The sequence below is a fragment of the Burkholderia multivorans ATCC BAA-247 genome (assembly GCF_000959525.1).
In the GTDB taxonomy this organism is placed as follows: domain Bacteria; phylum Pseudomonadota; class Gammaproteobacteria; order Burkholderiales; family Burkholderiaceae; genus Burkholderia; species Burkholderia multivorans.
On record NZ_CP009831.1, the window covers coordinates 519,060 to 536,114 of the forward strand.

Consider the following 17,055-nt stretch of genomic DNA (forward strand, 5'->3'; position numbering starts at 1 on the left):
GCGCGCCGTTTATAGATCGAGCACGAGCACCGGCGAGCGCGCGCGCGACACGCAACAGCAGATCACCGAATTGCTCGCGCGTTCGGCCTTGCTGAGGCAGTGATCGCGGTGGTCGGGCTCGCCGTCGACGACCGGCACCATGCAGGTGCCGCACACGCCTTCGCCGCACGACGTGTCGACTTCGATGCCGATACGCGCGAGCGCGTCGACGATCGACGTGTCGGGCGCGACGCGCACGGACTGACCGCTGCGTTGTAGCCGCACCTCGAAGCCTTCGGATGCGCTTGCGCTGGCGGCGTCGCTGGCGACAACCGATTCGGCCGCGAAGCGCTCGAGATGGATCGCGTCGTCCGGCACGCGCGTCGCGGCGGCGGCAATCACCGCGTCCATGAACGGCGCAGGGCCGCAGGTGTACACGTGTGCCTGCGCGTCGACCGATTCGACGCAGCGACCGAGTTCGCGCGCAAGCGCGTCGCGCTCGACGCCGTAATGGAACGTCACGTGCGATGCGAACGGTTCGGCCGACAGTTCGTCGACGAACGCCGCATGGTCGCGGCTGCGCGCGAAATAGTGGAGCCGGTAGCGGGCGCCGCGCTGCGCGAGCGCATACGCCATCGACAGCAGCGGCGTGATGCCGATGCCGGCTGCGATCAGCACGTGTTCGCTCGCGTCGTCGGCGAGCCGGAACAGGTTGCGCGGCGTGCCGATTGACAGCTCGGTGCCGACGCGGACGTCGTCGTGCAGCGAACGCGACCCGCCGCGCGACTGCGTTTCCTTCTTCACGGCGAACAGATAACTGCCGCGCTCGTCGGGGCGGCCGCACAGCGAGTATTGGCGCGTGATGCCGGACGGCGCGGTGACGTCGATATGGGCGCCCGGTTCGTATGCGTCGAGCGGCTGGCCGTCGACGCGCGACACGCGGAAACAGCGGATGTCCTGCGCCGCGTCGATCAGCGCGTCGATCCGGACCTGGTGGCGATTGGCTTGCATGAGTCGATTCCGTGGGGATCGGGAAAGCCGGCGCGACACCCGTCGCGCCGTGATGCGATCGAGAATAGGGAGCGGCATCGCATAAATCAAATCGATTAAAAAACGATGCCCTAATCAGTTGGATGGATAACTCGTGGGTGTGAACGGGCTCAGTGCGCAGCCGAGCCGGGCGCGGCGATCGCGCCGGCCGCGCTATCCGCGGCGGGTGCGGCCGCCTGCACGTGGCCGCGCTCGCGCTCGAGGCTGCGGCGATAGTGGCGGCAGCCGGCGCCGAGCAGCAGCGCAGCGAGCGCGGCCGCCGCGACGTTGACGATCGACATCGAGTGACCGACCGCCGCCGGTGTGCCGAACACGCGGTCGGTGAACAGCGCGACGACGGTCGTGCCGATGCCGAGCGCGATCAGGTTCGAGACGAGCAGGAACAGCGCGGAGATTTGCGCGCGCATCTGGTTCGGTGCGAGCGTTTGCATCGCGGCGGTCGACGTCGGCATCGGAAACGACGCAAAGAACATCGCGATCACGAGCATGGCGAGCGACGCCGGCAGCGCATCGAGCTGCGTGAACAGCGTGGCGGGCACGATCATGCATGCGGCGCCGATCGCGCCGGCGCGCATCGGCGCATCGACGCGGCCGCGCCGCAGCAGCCAGTCGTTGAGCCAGCCGCCGCAGAATACGCCGGCCGTGTTCGCGACGAGCAACACGATGCCGAGCGTATAGCCGGCTTCGACGGCCGTCATCCCGAAACGGCGGATATAGAACGCGGGCGTCCAGCTGAGCAGGCAGTACAGCGCCATCGCATAGAACGAGAAGCCGAGATAGTGGCACGCGAACGTCGCGCGATGCGTGCCGACGAAACGCAGCGAATCGCGCATCGATACGCGCCGCACGGCGCCGGAACGATCCTGCGCGAGCCCCTTGCGCTGCGGGTCGCGCACGGTCGCGACGAACAGCAGCGCGACGAGCAGGCCGGGCAGCCCGACGATCAGGAACGTGACCTGCCACGCATGCACCTGCCCGACGATCGGCAGCGTGAACGCGCTCGCATGCTTGAGCAGCGCGATCACGTAGCCGCCGATCAGGAACGCGACGCCGCCGCCGATGAACGAGCCGAGCGAATACACGGCGATCGCGCGGCCGAGCTTCTCCTTCGGAAAGTAGTCGGCGAGCATCGAATAGGCGCCGGGCGACAGCGCGGCTTCGCCGACGCCGACGCCCATGCGCGCGACGAACATGTGCACGAAGTGCTGGCTGAGCCCGCACAGCGCGGTCGCGATGCTCCACAGCGCGATGCCGAGCGAGATGATGCGCGGGCGCGCATAGCGATCGGCGAGATAGGCGACGGGCAGCCCCATCACGGCGTAGAACAGCGAGAACGCGAAGCCGTTCAGCAGACTGAACTGCGTATCGGTCAGATGCAGGTCGCGCTTGATCGGTTCGATCATCAGCACGAGCACCTGGCGATCGACGAACGAAAAGACGTACGCAAGCATGCAGATGACGACGACGTACCACTCGTACGTATAGCGCTTGCCGTCGGCAGCGCGGGGCAGGGATGCGGACATGCGGATTCTCCAGCAGCGGGCGAGGGGAATGCGCGGCGCCGGTCCCGCTGGCGGCCGCCGTCGCGGTGCGAAAAGGTCGAAACGGTCGAAAAGGTCGGGGATCGCACAATCGGACACGCAGCGTAGTCGGCCAATTTCGGTTGCCATAGCCGGAGTGACAGCGGCGCGACACGTACATTCACCGACGCCGATAAAGAAAACACCAGGGTCGCGCGCGCGGTGCATCGCGCGCGGCACGTCGGGCGGGGCGCACGCGCATCATGCGGCGCATCTATAAGCGTTATAGAGCGCGTTGCGTCGACGTCCGAAATTGTCGTTCCTAGACTCGGGCCGGTTTTGACCGATGCCGTTCGCCAGCGACTGCGAACGCGTTTCACACGATGCGTCGCATGGCATGCGTGCGCCGCACTTTCTACGGGACGACGAAGATGACTGATTCGAACGGGCGCGCCGGCAGGCTCGCCGTACTGCTGGCCGCGCTCCTCGCCAGCGCGGCGCTGCCGGCGGCTGCGCAATCGAGCGTGACGCTGTACGGGCGCATCGACACCGCGATCGAATACGCGAATGCGGGGCCGAACCATGTGACCCGGATGGGCAGCGGCAATCTGTGGGCGTCGCAGTGGGGATTGAAGGGCGTCGAGGATCTCGGCGGCGGCTACGCCACGATCTTCAAGCTCGAAGACGGCTTCAACGCCGCCAGCGGCGCGCTGTCGAACCCGAACGCGCTGTTCGGTCGCGAAGCCTGGGTCGGCATCACGGGCCCGTTCGGCGGCGTGCAGTTCGGCGAGCTCTATACGATCCTGCACACGACGCTCGTCACGTACAGCCTGCCCGGCCTCGGCGCGGGGCTCGCATGGGGCAACGCGACGAACAACTTCGTCGGCCCGGCGTTTTTGCGCGTGCGCAACTCGCTGCGCTATACGTCGCCGCGCTACGCGGGCTTCATGCTGCGCGCGATGGCCGCACGCGGCGCGAACGGCGCGGCCGGGCAGCCGTCGACGCTTGGCGATACCTATGGCGCGGGCATCAACTACGTACGCGGCGGCCTGTCGATCGACGTCGACTACATGCAGCAGAAGTTCAGTCCGGTCGCCGCGTCGACGCTCGGTGCGACGAGTCGCGCCGCGAACGGCAACTACACGCTCGGCGCGATCTCGTACGACTTCCGCGTCGTGAAGATCGCCGCGCTCTATCTGCGGCATCGCGGCGGGTCGGACGTCGCGGCCGCGATCGATGCGCAGAGCGCGTATCCGCACAGCGACATCGTCGAACTCAGCGCGACGGTGCCGATCGGGCGCGCGTCGCTGCTGCTGAGCGCGGGCCATTACCGGAAGGTCGCGGACAGCGACGGCAATGCCGACTCGTACGGCATCCGCCTCGACTATCCGCTGTCGAAACGTACGGTGCTGTACACGGGCGCGGCGATGGTGCGCAATGGCGCGCATGCGCGCTTCGTCGTGAACGGCGCGGCGGGCGGCGGCGTCGCGGTCGCCGCAGCGGGCGCGACCGCGAGCTCGCTCGTCGCCGGCATCGTCACGTCGTTCTGAACGCATGGCGGCGCGCACGGGGGCGCAGTCCCGCGCGCTCACGCGCACGCGGGCGGCTGTGGCGCGAGCCATGCGTCGAACGGTGCGAGCGTGCCGATGCTGAACAGTTCGAGCAGCAGCGCACGCAGCCAGCGATGACCGGGATCGGCATCGAAGCGCCGGTGCCAGTACGCATTGACCGCCCATTCGCCGGCGCCGGCGACAGCGTGGAGCGTGCACGGCTGCTGCGCGGCGAACGTGAGCGCGATCGTCTCCGGCAGGATCAGCGCGTAGTCGCCGCGCTGCAGCAGCGCGGGCACCACCATGAAATCGGGCAGCGCCACGCGCACGCGCGGCATCAGACCGTGCCGGTCGAGCAGCTGCATCGATTGCGGATGCGAGGTGACGGCGACGAAGCGCAGCGTGTCGGGTGCATCGCCGTCGAGCACGAAATCGTCGGGCAGCGCGACGCGCCGCGCGGTGCGACGCGGCATCAGCAGTACGCAGCGTTCGTGCAACAGCGCGGTGCGCTGGAAATGGCTCGACGCGTCGGCGAAGTGACCGAGCGCGAAATCGATGCGGCCCGATTCGAGCGCGACGTTCAGCTGGCATTCATCGACGTGCAGCGTCTCGATCACCGCGCCCGGCGCGCGGCGCTCGAATTCGGCGAGCAGCGTCGGCAGGAAGGCGCTCGCCGCGAAGTCGCTCATGTGCAGCCGGAACACGCGCTGCGTCGTGTCGGGCGCGAAACGGCACCCTTCGTCGAGCACGTGCTGCAGGATCGCGAGCGCCTGATCGACCGATACGGCGAGCCGCTGGGCGCGCGGCGTCGGTTCGACACCGGTGCCGGTGCGCACGAACAGCGCGTCGCGGAACATCAGCCGCAGCCGGCCGAGCGCATGGCTCACGGACGGCTGCGTGACGCCGAGCTGCAGCGCCGCGCGGCCGACGTGCCGCTCCGCGTAGACGGCGCGAAACGTCTTCAGCAGATTCAGATCGAGGTCCTGCACGCGCAATCCGTCGCACGCGTCGGCATCGGTCGGCGGCGGGCGGCCGGGAACGGAAGGCGTCATCGCGGTTGCCTCGCAGTGACGGAAGGCGGATGGCCGTAACGCCGCGCATACGCCTTCGCGAAATGACCGAAACCGTGAATGCCGTGCGCGAGCAGCACGTCGGTCACGCTGCGCGCGTCGCCGCGTTGCAGCGCCGCGTGCACGGCGGCGAGCCGGCGTTCGCGTACGTACGCGGCCGGCGTGGTGTTCAGGAAGGTGCGAAACGCGTGCTGCAGCGTGCGCGGCGCGACGCCCGCGACGCGCGCCAGGGCGGCGAGCGCGAGCGGCTCGCCGAGATGCGCATCGACGTGCGCGCATGCGCGGCGCACCGGCGCGGGCAGCGGAGGCGTGCCGCGCACGAGCGCGTCGCTGTACGAATGCGGCAGATGCGTGAGCAGCAGCGACATCAGCCACGCGCTGAGATCCGCGCGGAACGTCGCCGCGGCCGCGCCGAGTGCGGGCTGCGTACCGAGCCGGCACAGATAGTCGAAGGTCGGTAGCACGAGCGCGGCGCCGGCGCGGTGGCGGCCCGCATCGACTTCGAACTGGAGCGGCCGCGCGAGCGTCGTGCCGAGCATGTCCTGCAGCTTGCGTTCGAGCGCGCGGCGTTCGAGCCGCAGCACGAGGTTGCGGCAATCGCGGCTCGTGCGCAGCCGGCTCGCGCGCGCCGGCGACGACACGGTCAGTTCGCCGGGCCCCGCGTGCACGATCGCTTGTCCCGCCTGCAGTTCGCACCTGCCCGACAACGTCAGCCGGAACAGGAAGTGGTCGGCATCGTCGCCGAAGTCGATACGCGTCTCGCGGCCGTAGCAGAGCTCGAGCAGCGCGCCATGGTGCAGCGGCACCTCGTACAGCTCCGCGTGAAATGGATCGCGGCCCTGTGCGGCCATCCGGTGCGGGCCGAGCCGGTGCGCGACCGCGCGTTCGACTTCGTCGGGTGCATGCAGCGTGCCGAGCCGGTTCGGTGCGTGTCGGGAAAGGGCGATGTCCATACGCGGGCCTCGTGTCGGGTAGGGCTGCGCAGCGGCCGGCTGCACACGTACGCGATTGCGTTGCGCGATCGGGCGCGCCGTTGCGCGTTTTGAAGCGACGCGGCACGGGCGGCCGCGTAGTCTCGGAACCACTCATTCACCGGGAGACGACGATGAAGGTTTGTGTACTGGGCGGCGGCCACGGGTGCCATGCGGCCGCGATCGATTTGTTCGAGAAGGGGCACGATGTCGCGTGGTGGCGGCGCGATCGCGCGCCGCACGCGCGACTGCGCGCGCTCGGCGCGCTGACGGTGACGGACGCGCGCGGCACGCGCACCGTGCCGGTCGACGACGCGCGCGGCGCGATTCGCGCAACCGACGATCTCGGCGCCGCGCTGCGCGGCGCACAGCTCGTCGTCGTGCCGTTGCCCGCGACATCGCACGACGCGCTGGCCGCCGACGTCGCGCCGCTGCTCGAGGACGGCCAGGTCGTGTTCCTGCCGCCCGGCACGTTCGGCAGCTTCGTCTTCGCGCGTGCGGCGGCGCGCGCGGGCAACCGTGCACGCTTCGCCTTCGCGGAGACGGGCACGCTGCCGTATCTGGTGCGCAAGCATGGCGACGGCAACGTCGTGATCAGCGCGTATGCGACGCGCCTGCCGACGGGCGTGTTTCCCGCGCGCGAGGCAAGCTGGGCGTTCGACGTGCTGCGCGCCGGCTATCCGTCGGTCGAGCCGCTCGACGACGCGCTGTCCGGCGCGCTCATGAATGCCGGGCCGGTGATCCATCCGCCGCTGATCCTGATGAACGCGGGGCCGCTCGAACACTTCGACGCATGGGACATCCACAACGAAGGCACGCAGCCGTCGATCCGCGCGGTGACGAACGCGCTCGACGCGGAGCGAATCGCGGTGCGCGAGGCGCTCGGCTATCGCGCGCCGCACTTTCCGCTCGCGGATCACTACGCGGCCGACGGCGACGAATGGATGTACGGACGCGGCGCGCACGGCAAGCTGACCGACAGCGGCGACTGGCGCGAGAAGATCGATCTGCGCGCGCATCGCTACATGCTCGAGGACACGCGGCTCGGCCTGTCCTTCCTCGTGTCGTGCGGACGCTGGGCCGGCGTGCCGACGCCCGTCGCACAGGGGCTGCTCGCGATCGCGGGCGCCGTGGCCGCGCGCGACCTGTATGCGGAGGGCCGCACGCTGGAGCGGCTCGGGCTCGCGGCGCTGTCGCGCGACGCGATGCGCACGCTGCTCGAGACGGGAGACGCCGCATGATGCCGGCCGCCGAACTGACGCGCGTGCATGTGCTCGGTGCGGGCCGCATGGGGCAGGGCATCGCGCTCGCCTTCGCGTTCGCGGGGCTCGAGGTGACGCTGATCGACTTCAAGGCGCGCGATGCGGCGGGCCGGCTTGCATTCGACCGGCGTACGCGCGACGAACTCGCACGGCCGCTGCACGCGCAGGTCGCGCTCGGCCGCATCGATGCCGCGCAGGCCGACGCCGCGCTCGCGCGGATCGCGCACGTCGCGCGCGACGGCGCGGCCGACGCGATCCGCGATGCGCAGGTCGTGTTCGAGGCGCTGCCCGAAGTGCTCGATGCGAAGGCCGACGCGTTGCGCTGGCTCGAAGCGCATGTCGATGCCGATGCGACGATTGCGTCGACGACGTCGACGTTCGTCGTCACCGAACTGCAGCGCGACGTCGCGTGGCCGGCGCGTGTGCTGAACGCGCACTGGCTGAACCCGGCGCTGCTGATGCCGCTCGTCGAGATCAGTCGCAGCGACGCGACCGCGCAGCACGTGGTCGACGAACTCGCCGCGCTGCTGGTGCGGATCGGCAAGAAGCCGGTGATCTGCGGGCCGGCGCCCGGCTATATCGTGCCGCGCATCCAGGCGCTCGCGATGAACGAAGCCGCGCGGATGGTCGAGGAAGGCGTGGCGAGCGCGGCGGACATCGATACCGCGATCCGCACCGGCTTCGGCCCGCGCTTCGCGGTGCTCGGCCTGCTCGAGTTCATCGATTGGGGCGGCTGCGACATCCTCTATTACGCGTCGACGTATCTGGCGGGCGAGATCGGGCCGCGCTTCGCTCCGGCCGACGGCGTCGTGCGCAACATGAACGCCGGCCGCGACGGCGTGCGCACGGGTGCCGGGTTTCACGACTATGCGGACGTCGACGTCGCCGCCTACATGCGGCAGCGGCTCGGCGAGTTCGCGCGGCTGCTCGAGCATCTCGGGCTGGCACCGACGTTCGACGGCGCGCGCCGTCGCGAGGATGCGAGCGCATGAGCGGCCCGCCGCGCGGTCGACGCGGCGGATACGACCGCCGCCGCGCACGACCGGCGGCCGCGCGGTCACGCGTCGCCGCCGCGCGCGTCGGCCGCCCGCACGACGTGCGTCTCGCGCATCGCGCACAGCGTCGCGACGGTCACGAGCCCGAGCGCGACGAGAAACAGCGAGACGGGCCAGGACGCCTGATAGCGCTGCAGCAAGGCGGTTGCGATCAGCGGCGACATCCCGCCCGCGAAGATCGACGCGACTTCATGACCGAGCGCGACGCCCGAGTAGCGCACTTCGGTACTGAACAGCTCGCCGACGAGCGCCGGCAGCGTGCCGATCATCGCGCCGTGGCTGACGGCCGTGCACACCGTCAGCGCGAGCCAGACGAGCGGCGTCACGCGCGTGTCGAGCAGCCAGAAGAACGGAAATGCGCAGGCGACCAGGCCGAGCGCGCCGATCAGGTAGACGGGCTTGCGGCCGATCCGGTCGGACAGCCGGCCCCACGCGAGCATCGCGCCCATCTCGACGATCATCGCGATCATCACGCCGGTCAGCATCACGCCGTTCGGGATGCCGACGTATTTGCCGTAGACGAGCGAGAACGCGAGGAAAATGTACGCGCCGCCGTTCTCGGCCACGCGCAGGCCCATCGCGAGCAGGATTTCCTTCGGATGACGGCGGATGCACTCGACGATCGGCAGATGCGTATGCGCGCCGCGCTTGCCGGCCTGCTCGTAGTCGCGGCTTTCCGGCAGGTGGCGGCGAATGTAGATGCCGATCGCGAAGATCACGATGCTCGCGAGGAACGGCAGCCGCCAGCCCCACGTCATGAACATGTCGCTCGGCAGCGTCTGCGCGGCGAGAAACGCGGCGGACGACAGCACGAATCCGCCGCCGACGCCGAGCTGGCTCCATGCCGCGTAGTAGCCGCGCTGCTCGGGCGGCGCGTTCTCGCTGATGATCAGCACGCCGCCGCCCCATTCGCCGCCGGACGCGATGCCTTGCAGCAGGCGCAGCACGACGAGCGCGGCCGGCGCCCAGATGCCGGCCTGCGCGTAGGTCGGCAGCAGCCCGATCGCGAACGTCGACGCGCCCATGATCAGCAGCGTCCAGACCAGCGACGCCTTGCGGCCGTAGCGGTCGCCGACATGGCCGAACACGATGCCGCCGAGCGGCCGCGCGACGAAGCCGAGCGCGAACGCCGCAAATGCGGCGAGGCTGCCGGCGAGCGGCGACGCGCCGGGCGGAAAGAACACGTGGCCGAACACGAGCGCCGCGGCCGTGCCGTACACGAAAAAGTCGTACCACTCCATCGCGTTGCCGGCGACGGAGGCGATGACGATCCGGCGAAGCTGCCGGTCGGCGAGCGGCCGGGCGGCGCTCGGGGACTGCACGGTGTCGGTTGAATACATGGCGGACTCGGGTGGGGAACGCGAACGCGTGCCGTCTCGGAACCGGTGCGGCACTCGCGACGAGTGTTGTCGGCGCTGCCGCTCCGGTCAAATCCGCAAAAAAAGGGGAGTGTCATCACTCCGGCAAATGATGGTCGCGCCGCACGCGGCCGGGCCCGCACGCGGCGTGTCGGTCACCGCTCGATCTGCCGGTTCCAGCGCGTATCCCACTGCGCGCGGTGCGCGTTGATCGCGGTCCAGTCGACCACCGTCACCTTGCGCACCAGATCGTCGATGTTGCCGAGGCTCTGCTGCATCGCGGCCGGCATCTTCGCGATCCGGTTGGTCGGAATCTGCTTGCCGGCCTCGGCCGCCTTCGTCTGCGCGGGCGCGGACAGCAGGAACTGCGCGAGCTTCTGCGCGAGCTGCGGGTCCGGATTGTTGGCGACGACGCAGAGGTCGACGAGCAGCAGCACCGGCCCTTCCTTCGGGTTCGCGTACGCGACCGGAATGCCCTTGTCCTGCAGATCGCCGACGCCGGTCGGCGTGAGCGGGAACAGGCCGGCTTCGCCGGTCTGCACCATCTCGGAGATCTTTGCGGAATTCGGGATGTATTCGACGACGTTCGGGCCGACCGTGCTCGCCCACTTGCTGAAGCCCGGCTCGACGTTCTGTTCGCTGCCGCCGAGCAGCCGGTTGATCGCGAGGAAGCCGTGCAGCCCGAACGTGCTGCTCGACGCCGACTGGAACACGACCTTGCCCTTGTACTTCGGGTTCGCGAAATCCATCCACGAGGTCGGCGGCGCCCAGCCCTTCTCCGCGAACAGTTTCTTGTTGTAGGCGATGCCCGTCATCCCGAGCTGCACGCCCGCGCCGACGTCGTCCTTCATGCGCGCGAACGGGTAGAGCTCCTTCAGCACCGGCGAATCGTCGAGCTTCTGGCACACGCCGAGGCTGACCGCGCGCGCCATCACGCCGTCGTCGAGGAACGCGACGTGGATCTGCGGCTTGCTGCGGTTGGCGAGCAGCTTCGCGAGCACGTCCGACGACGTGCCGGGCACGACGACGACCTTCACGTTGTTGGCCTTCTCGAAGTCGGGCAGCACCTGGCTCGTGTACGCCTTTTCCATCGGGCCGCCGTTCATGCCGACGTAGATCGTTTTGGTTTGCGCGAACGCGGGCGCGGAGGCGGCCGCGGCCGAGATGCAGAGCGCGGCGGCCGCCGCGATCGTTCCGGTCAGTTTCATCGTTGGGTCTCCTGTTGACGGCAAGGGATGGTCGGTTCGGCTTGCGGCGCGAAGCGGCCGATCGAAAACGCATCGAGCGGCGTGACGGTTTCGCCGGTCGTCACGAGATCGGCGAGCACGTCGCCGACACCGGGTGCGAGCAGAAACCCGCCGCCCGAAAAACCGAACGCGTGCAGCAGCTTCGGCGTCGTGCGGCTCGCGCCGACGATCGGGTTGTGGTCGGGCGTGCAGCCTTCGACGCCGCTCCACGTGCGGATCAGCAGCGCGTCGCGCAGTGCGGGCAGCAGCGCGCATGCGTCTCGCATCACGGCGCGCGTCGTGTCGACGGACGGCTGGCCGAACTCGCCGTCGCCGTGTCCGCGTCCGCCGCCGATCACGCAGTTGCCGCGCGCGACCTGCCGCGCATAGACGCCGCCGCCGTAGACGCCGAGGTTGTGCTCGATGAACGGCGGCAGCGGCTCGGTCACCCACATGTTCGGGTAGATGGGCTCCATCGGCACCGCTTCGCCGAAGCGTGCGGCGATCGCGTTGGCCCAGGCGCCGGCCGCATTGACGAGCCAGGTCGACGTGCAGGCGCGGCCGGGCGCGTGGATCCGAAAGCGCGTGCCGTCGTGCCGGACGTCGTCGACCGGCGTGTGCTCGAATACGTCGGCGCCGGCTGCGCGCGCCGCACGCGCGAAGGCCGGCGACACGATGCGCGGGTTCGCGTGGCCGTCGGTCTCGCAGAGCGAACCGCCGAGCGCCGCGCGGCCGAGCCAGGGATAGCGGCGGCGGAACGCGTCGCCGTGCATCACGCGCAGCGGCAGCCCGTGTTCGGCCGCGAGCGCCGCGTAGGCGTGGAGCGCCTCGAGATCGGCGTCGCTGCGCGCGAGCCGCAGGTGGCCCGACACGACGAATTCGCCGTCGATGCCGATCCGTTCCGGCAGACGATCCCAGATGCGCCGTGCGCGCAGCGCCAGCGGCAGCTGTTCGGCGGGACGGCCCTGGCAGCGCACGCCGCCGTAGTTCACGCCGCTCGCCTGCGCACCGCAGTCGCGACGCTCGAACAGCGCGACGCGCAGCCCGCGCCGCGCGAGCGCGAGCGCGGTCGATGCACCGACGAGGCCGCCGCCGACGATCGCGACGTCGTAATGACCGGTCTCACTCATCGCGCGCCTCGTCGGGAATCGCGACGACGTCGTCGCCGGCAAGTGCCGCCGCGATCGGGAACGGCTTCACGGGCGGTTGCGCGCGCAACCGGCCGACGTCCGCGAGAGGCCGGCCGGTCTCGGCCGCCAGCACGAGCGCGGCGGCATCGCCGCACATGCGGCCCTGGCAGCGCCCCATGCCGGCGCGCGTCAGCGCCTTCAGGCGGTTCAGCTCGGTCGCTTCGCCGCCGCGAATGCAGCGCCGCAGCGTGCCGGCGTCGATTTCCTCGCAGCGGCACACGATCGTGTCGTCCGGGCACTGTGCGGCCAGCGCGACGGGCGGCGCGAACGCCGTTTCGAGGCCCGCGCGGAACGCGCCGATGCGTGCCAGCGTGCGCTCGAGCGTCGCCGCATCGGGCTTGCCGGCTGCGCGGTGCGGCGGCGCGACGATCCCGGCATCGTCGAGCAAGGCGAGCGCCGCGCGTCGTCCCGACGCCTCGGCCGCGTCAGCGCCCGCGATGCCGGCACCGTCGCCTGCAACGTAGAGGCCGCGCACCGACGTGCGTCCGGCTGCGTCGCGCTCGGGCAGCCAGGCGCGATTGAGTGGGTCGAAGCGGAACCGGCAGCCGGCGAGATCGGCGAGCTGCGTTTCCGAACGCAGCCCGAAGCCGAGGCCGATCGCGTCGCAGTCGATCGTTCGCCGCGCGTCGCCGCGCGCGGCGCGCCACGCGAGCGCGGCGACGTGCCGCTCGCCGACGATGCGCTCGAGCGTGACGCCCGTTTCGATCGCGACGCCGTGCGCGCGCAGCCAGCCGATGTAATAGAGCCCCTTCGCGAACGTCGACGGCAACCGCAGCAGTGCGGGCGCGCCGGTGAGCTGGCGGCGCAGCGGGCTCGTGTCGAGCACGGCGGCGACCTGCGCGCCGGCCTTCGCGTACTGATACGCGACCAGATACAGCAGCGGCCCGGTGCCCGCGAACACGACGCGCCGGCCGATCGCGCAGCCCTGTGCCTTCAGCGCGACCTGCGCGCCGCCGAGCGTGTAGACGCCCGCGAGCGTCCAGCCGGGCACCGGCAGCATGCGGTCGGTCGCGCCGCTCGCGACGATCAGATGCGAGTACGGCACGGTCGTCTCGCGGCCGTCCTGCAGCGTGTCGACGCGGCCCGCGCCGCACGCCCACGCGAGCGTGTTCGGCCGGTAGTCGACGTGCGGCAGCAGCGCGGCCATCGTCCGGTGGACGGCGTCGGCCTTCGCGGCATCGAAGCCGTACAGCGCGCGCTTGCCGCGCACGAACGCGCCGTCCGCCGGCGGCTGCCGATAGATCTGGCCGCCCCAGCGCGCGTTCTCGTCGATCACCACAGGGCGCAGCCCCGCGTCGACGAGCGCTTCGGCCGCGCGCACGCCGGCCGGCCCCGCGCCGACGATCACCGGTCGCAGCGCGTCCGTCATCGTGCGTCTCCGGTGGCGGCCGGCGGCGCGCCGGTGACGATCCGCATGCCTTCGACGAGCGGCGTCGAGCACGCGCGCACGCGCGCGCCGGCCTCCGTGCGCACCCAGCAGTCCTGGCACGCGCCGATCAGGCAGAAGCCAGCGCGCGGCCGGCCGCCGAATTCGCTGACGCGCACGCGACGCTGCGCGACGAGGATCGCGGTGAGCACGGTGTCGCCGGCGAGCGCATGCGCGGGCCGGCCGTCGAGCGTGAACGCGATGCGCGCGCGGTCGCGTTCGGCGAGGCGCACGAACTGGGCGCCGTCGTCCGCGGCATCGGGGGAACGGGAAGCGGGAATGGACATCAGTGTTGGCCGATCAGGATGCGGTTCAGGCCGTAGACGCGATCGAGCAGCAGCATCGCGCCGGCGGTAATGAAGATGACGAGCGTCGATACCGACGCCATCATCGGATCGATCGATTCGGTCGCGTACATGTACATGCGCACCGGCAGCGTGACCGTCTGCGGCGACGTGACGAAGATCGACATCGTCAGCTCGTCGAAGCTGTTGATGAACGCGAGCAGCCAGCCGCCGGTGATGCCGGGCACGATCATCGGCAGCGTGATGCGGCGAAACGTCGTCCACGGATCGGCGCCGAGCGAGCACGCGGCCTGTTCGACGCTGCGGTCGAGGCCGGCGACCGACGCGAGCACGAGACGCATCACGAACGGCGTGATCACGATCATGTGCGCGACCACGAGCCACGCGAACGAGCCCGTCGCGCCGATCAGCGCGAAAAACCGCAGCAGCGCGATGCCGAGCACGAGGCCGGGAATCACGAGCGGCGACAGCAGCAATCCGTTCAGGAACGCGCGGCCGGGAAACGTCGCGCGGCCGATCGCGAGCCCGGCGGGCAGCGCGATCGCGAGCGACAGCGTCGCCGAGGCGAACGCGAGCTTCACGCTGTTCGCGAACGCGGTGACGAAGTCGGGGTAGTCGAGAATCGCGCGGAACCAGCGCAGCGACAGGCCGTGCGTCGGCAGCGTCAGCGTTTCGTCGGGCGTGAAGGCGACCAGCACGACGATCGCGAGCGGCGCGAGCACGAACAGGATCACGAGCGTATGGAACGCGAGCGCGAACGGGCCGTTCTTTCTCATCGGGAAGCGCCTCCGAGGCTGCGCGCGTAGCGGCGTTCTAGCACGCGGTAGTAGGTGAGCATCACGACGAGGTTCGCGACGAGCAGCAGCACCGCGATCGTCGCGCCGAGCGGCCAGTTCAGCGAGCCGAGGAATTCGTCGTAGACGGCCGTTGCCGCGACCTTGAGCCGGCGCCCGCCGAGCAGGCCGGGAATCGCGAACGCACTCGCCGACAGCCCGAACACCATCAGACTGCCCGACAGCACGCCGGGCATCAGCTGCGGCACGACGATGCGGCGCAGCGTCGTGAACGGCGACGCGCCGAGCGACAGCGCCGCGTATTCGGTTTGCGGATCGAGTCGCTGCAGCGCCGTCCAGACGGGAATCACCATGAACGGCAGCATCACGTGCACGAGCGCGATCACGATCGCGAACGTCGTGTATTCGAGCTTGTACGGGCCGAGACCGACGAGCGCGAGCGTGCGGTTCACGAGTCCGCCCGTGTTCAGCAACATGCTCCAGCCGAATGCACGCACGACGACCGATACGAGCAGCGGCGCGAGGATCGCGAGCAGGAACATCGAGCGCCACGGGTCGCGCATTTTCGACAGCACGTACGCTTCGGGCGTGCCGATCGCGACGCAGATCGCGGTGGTCAGCGCCGCGATGCCGAACGTGCGCGCGAAGATCGTATGGAAGTAGGGCGAGCCGAGCACTTCGGCGTAGTTGCCGAACTGGAACGCGGCGATCGGGCCGGTGGCCGGGTCGAAGCGGTAGAACGTCAACGCGAACGTCATCGCGAGCGGCACGAGCACGAGCGCGGCGAACAGCGCGAACGCCGGCGCGCACATCAGCCACAGCGGCGCATGCGCACGCCAGCGCGCGCGCCATGCGCGGCCGGCGGCCGCGCGCGCCGGGACGGGCTCGGCCGCGCTGCGCGGCGCGACGCCGGCCGGTGCGCCGTCGGCCTGCAGCGGGCGGGTAGGCTGTCCCATTCAGGCCTCCCGGCGCATCACGCGCACCGCGTCGCTGTGCCAGTCGATGCCGACCGGCGCGCCTTCCGCGAGCGGCTCGGCGCCTTCGTTCTGGCAGCACACGAGCACTTCGCCGAGTGCGCTGTCGACGCGATACAGCCATTGGCTGCCGAGGAAGAAGCGGCTCGTGACGGTCGCGGCCACGCGGCCTGCGCCCGGCGCGCAGAGCCGCAGCTTTTCCGGACGGATGCAGACCGAGACGGGATCGCCGACACGCACGTCGCGTTCGTGCGCGGGCAGGTGCGCGGTGCGGCCCGTCTCCGCGAGGTCGTGCCCGAGGTCGATGCGGATCGCGTCGCCGTCGTGCGCGACGATCGTGCCCGGCAGCAGGTTCGCCTTGCCGATGAACTGCGACACGAACCGGTTCTCGGGCCGTTCGTAAGCGTGGTACGGCGTGTCGATCTGCGTGATGCGGCCGGCTTCCATCACGACCACGCGATCGCTGATCGACAGCGCTTCGGACTGATCGTGCGTGACCATGATCGTCGTCGTGCCGATCTTGCGCTGGATCGCGCGCAGCTCGAACTGCATCTCCTCGCGCAGCTTCGCGTCGAGATTCGACATCGGCTCGTCGAGCAGCAGCACCGGCGGTTCGATCACGACCGCGCGCGCGATCGCGACGCGCTGCCGCTGGCCGCCGGACAGCTCGCGCGGAAAGCGATGCGCGAGCGCATCGAGGCGCACGAGCGCGAGCGCCGCGCGGATGCGCTCCGCGCGCTCGGCCTTGTCGACGCCGCGCATGTCGAGCCCGAAGCCGACATTCTCCGCGACGCTCATGTGCGGAAACAACGCGTAGCTCTGGAACACGATCCCGAGCCCGCGGCGGTTCGGTTTCATGTGCGTGATGTCCTGGCCGTCGAGCGTGATGCGTCCGCGCGTGACGTCGACGAAGCCCGCGATCATCTGCAGCGTCGTCGTCTTGCCGCAGCCGGACGGGCCGAGCAGCGACACGAATTCGCCTTGTTCGACGGAGAGGTTCACGTCGGCGACGGCGGTCAGCTCGCCGAACGATTTCGTCAGGTCCGTCAGCGTGAGAAACGACATGGGGAACTCCCGATTCGCACACCGGATGGCGGTGCGTCATTGACGCGGACTCTAGCCAGCCATATTTCGGACCGTCAATTTCGAATTCTGCTGAACGAGAGGAATTTCCGAAAAATTCCGGTCAATGGAACGAGATGACGAAGCGCGAGCAAATCGTTCCGGTGAATGAAGGCCGAGCGGCCCGCGAAAGACGCCCGTCAATCCCGTGCACACCCGGATGCCGGGCGCGTCCGCATGCGGCGACAATGGCGGCTCCGTAT

At 70.0% G+C, this 17,055-nt stretch carries 15 protein-coding genes; 3 read left to right on the top strand and 12 right to left on the bottom strand.

Annotated elements, in window-relative coordinates; all coding sequences use genetic code 11:
* Positions 1 to 9 precede the first annotated feature (9 nt).
* Together NP80_RS04600 and NP80_RS04605 are read right to left on the bottom strand one after the other, a co-directional pair.
* Complete coding sequence (locus NP80_RS04600) at positions 10 to 990, bottom strand: PDR/VanB family oxidoreductase (protein WP_006409632.1); 981 nt, start codon at positions 988 to 990, stop codon at positions 10 to 12.
* 149 nt (positions 991 to 1,139) lie between these two features.
* Positions 1,140 to 2,552 (bottom strand): spinster family MFS transporter, encoded by a 1,413-nt coding sequence (locus NP80_RS04605; protein ID WP_006409642.1) that lies wholly within the window; start codon positions 2,550 to 2,552, stop codon positions 1,140 to 1,142.
* Positions 2,553 to 2,980: 428 nt separating this feature from the next.
* Here NP80_RS04605 and NP80_RS04610 point away from each other — a divergent pair, with 428 nt between their 5' ends.
* Complete coding sequence (locus tag NP80_RS04610) at positions 2,981 to 4,099, top strand: porin (RefSeq protein WP_035946378.1); 1,119 nt, start codon at positions 2,981 to 2,983, stop codon at positions 4,097 to 4,099.
* A gap of 38 nt (positions 4,100 to 4,137) precedes the next feature.
* Here NP80_RS04610 and NP80_RS04615 read toward each other — a convergent pair whose 3' ends face one another.
* Both NP80_RS04615 and NP80_RS04620 read right to left on the bottom strand, forming a co-directional pair.
* A complete protein-coding gene (locus tag NP80_RS04615) occupies positions 4,138 to 5,151 on the bottom strand; it encodes a LysR family transcriptional regulator (RefSeq protein ID WP_006409633.1) in 1,014 nt (337 codons plus the stop codon).
* The gene (locus tag NP80_RS04620) at positions 5,148 to 6,122 is read right to left on the bottom strand and encodes an AraC family transcriptional regulator (RefSeq protein ID WP_006409636.1); all 975 of its coding nucleotides are present in this window, start codon (positions 6,120 to 6,122) and stop codon (positions 5,148 to 5,150) included. The genes NP80_RS04615 and NP80_RS04620 overlap by 4 nt, the downstream gene beginning before the upstream one ends.
* A 152-nt stretch (positions 6,123 to 6,274) precedes the next feature.
* On the opposite strand from NP80_RS04620, the gene NP80_RS04625 reads away from it, so the two are divergent.
* Together NP80_RS04625 and NP80_RS04630 are read left to right on the top strand one after the other, a co-directional pair.
* Positions 6,275 to 7,381: an NAD/NADP-dependent octopine/nopaline dehydrogenase family protein gene (locus NP80_RS04625; RefSeq protein WP_045593123.1), complete on the top strand. Its 1,107-nt coding sequence runs from the start codon at positions 6,275 to 6,277 to the stop codon at positions 7,379 to 7,381.
* Positions 7,378 to 8,394, top strand: a complete 1,017-nt coding sequence (locus tag NP80_RS04630; RefSeq protein WP_006408993.1) for a 3-hydroxybutyryl-CoA dehydrogenase — start codon at positions 7,378 to 7,380, stop codon at positions 8,392 to 8,394. The genes NP80_RS04625 and NP80_RS04630 overlap by 4 nt, the downstream gene beginning before the upstream one ends.
* 65 nt (positions 8,395 to 8,459) lie before the next feature.
* Here the strand turns inward: NP80_RS04630 and NP80_RS04635 are convergent, their stop codons facing one another.
* From NP80_RS04635 to NP80_RS04670, 8 genes are all read right to left on the bottom strand, one after another.
* Positions 8,460 to 9,797, bottom strand: coding sequence for an MFS transporter (locus NP80_RS04635; protein ID WP_006408994.1), 1,338 nt, complete (start codon positions 9,795 to 9,797; stop codon positions 8,460 to 8,462).
* A gap of 173 nt (positions 9,798 to 9,970) precedes the next feature.
* Entirely contained in the window at positions 9,971 to 11,023 is a 1,053-nt protein-coding gene (locus tag NP80_RS04640; protein ID WP_006408991.1) for an ABC transporter substrate-binding protein, read from the bottom strand.
* Positions 11,020 to 12,171 (bottom strand): NAD(P)/FAD-dependent oxidoreductase, encoded by a 1,152-nt coding sequence (locus NP80_RS04645; RefSeq protein ID WP_006404333.1) that lies wholly within the window; start codon positions 12,169 to 12,171, stop codon positions 11,020 to 11,022. Before NP80_RS04645 ends, NP80_RS04640 begins: the two co-directional genes overlap by 4 nt.
* Positions 12,164 to 13,600, bottom strand: coding sequence for an FAD/NAD(P)-dependent oxidoreductase (locus tag NP80_RS04650; protein WP_006408989.1), 1,437 nt, complete (start codon positions 13,598 to 13,600; stop codon positions 12,164 to 12,166). Before NP80_RS04650 ends, NP80_RS04645 begins: the two co-directional genes overlap by 8 nt.
* The gene (locus tag NP80_RS04655) at positions 13,597 to 13,944 is read right to left on the bottom strand and encodes a (2Fe-2S)-binding protein (protein WP_006408995.1); all 348 of its coding nucleotides are present in this window, start codon (positions 13,942 to 13,944) and stop codon (positions 13,597 to 13,599) included. The genes NP80_RS04650 and NP80_RS04655 overlap by 4 nt, the downstream gene beginning before the upstream one ends.
* Complete coding sequence (locus tag NP80_RS04660; protein ID WP_006408990.1) at positions 13,944 to 14,738, bottom strand: ABC transporter permease; 795 nt, start codon at positions 14,736 to 14,738, stop codon at positions 13,944 to 13,946. Before NP80_RS04660 ends, NP80_RS04655 begins: the two co-directional genes overlap by 1 nt.
* Positions 14,735 to 15,712 (bottom strand): ABC transporter permease, encoded by a 978-nt coding sequence (locus NP80_RS04665; protein ID WP_006404329.1) that lies wholly within the window; start codon positions 15,710 to 15,712, stop codon positions 14,735 to 14,737. The genes NP80_RS04660 and NP80_RS04665 overlap by 4 nt, the downstream gene beginning before the upstream one ends.
* Entirely contained in the window at positions 15,713 to 16,795 is a 1,083-nt protein-coding gene (locus NP80_RS04670) for an ABC transporter ATP-binding protein (RefSeq protein WP_006411207.1), read from the bottom strand. It lies immediately after the preceding gene.
* Between the last annotated feature and the right edge of the window lie 260 nt (positions 16,796 to 17,055).

Excerpts from the sequence above, each read along its gene's own strand:
- NP80_RS04605 (WP_006409642.1), bottom strand. The coding sequence starts at position 2,552 with ATGTCCGCATCCCTGCCCCGCGCTGCCGACGGCAAGCGCTATACGTAC.
- NP80_RS04645 (WP_006404333.1), bottom strand. The coding sequence starts at position 12,171 with ATGAGTGAGACCGGTCATTACGACGTCGCGATCGTCGGCGGCGGCCTC.
- NP80_RS04610 (WP_035946378.1), top strand. The coding sequence starts at position 2,981 with ATGACTGATTCGAACGGGCGCGCCGGCAGGCTCGCCGTACTGCTGGCC.
- NP80_RS04655 (WP_006408995.1), bottom strand. The coding sequence starts at position 13,944 with ATGTCCATTCCCGCTTCCCGTTCCCCCGATGCCGCGGACGACGGCGCC.
- NP80_RS04625 (WP_045593123.1), top strand. The coding sequence starts at position 6,275 with ATGAAGGTTTGTGTACTGGGCGGCGGCCACGGGTGCCATGCGGCCGCG.
- NP80_RS04640 (WP_006408991.1), bottom strand. The coding sequence starts at position 11,023 with ATGAAACTGACCGGAACGATCGCGGCGGCCGCCGCGCTCTGCATCTCG.
- NP80_RS04615 (WP_006409633.1), bottom strand. The coding sequence starts at position 5,151 with ATGACGCCTTCCGTTCCCGGCCGCCCGCCGCCGACCGATGCCGACGCG.
- NP80_RS04660 (WP_006408990.1), bottom strand. The coding sequence starts at position 14,738 with ATGAGAAAGAACGGCCCGTTCGCGCTCGCGTTCCATACGCTCGTGATC.
- NP80_RS04650 (WP_006408989.1), bottom strand. The coding sequence starts at position 13,600 with ATGACGGACGCGCTGCGACCGGTGATCGTCGGCGCGGGGCCGGCCGGC.
- NP80_RS04600 (WP_006409632.1), bottom strand. The coding sequence starts at position 990 with ATGCAAGCCAATCGCCACCAGGTCCGGATCGACGCGCTGATCGACGCG.
- NP80_RS04620 (WP_006409636.1), bottom strand. The coding sequence starts at position 6,122 with ATGGACATCGCCCTTTCCCGACACGCACCGAACCGGCTCGGCACGCTG.
- NP80_RS04635 (WP_006408994.1), bottom strand. The coding sequence starts at position 9,797 with ATGTATTCAACCGACACCGTGCAGTCCCCGAGCGCCGCCCGGCCGCTC.
- NP80_RS04630 (WP_006408993.1), top strand. The coding sequence starts at position 7,378 with ATGATGCCGGCCGCCGAACTGACGCGCGTGCATGTGCTCGGTGCGGGC.
- NP80_RS04665 (WP_006404329.1), bottom strand. The coding sequence starts at position 15,712 with ATGGGACAGCCTACCCGCCCGCTGCAGGCCGACGGCGCACCGGCCGGC.
- NP80_RS04670 (WP_006411207.1), bottom strand. The coding sequence starts at position 16,795 with ATGTCGTTTCTCACGCTGACGGACCTGACGAAATCGTTCGGCGAGCTG.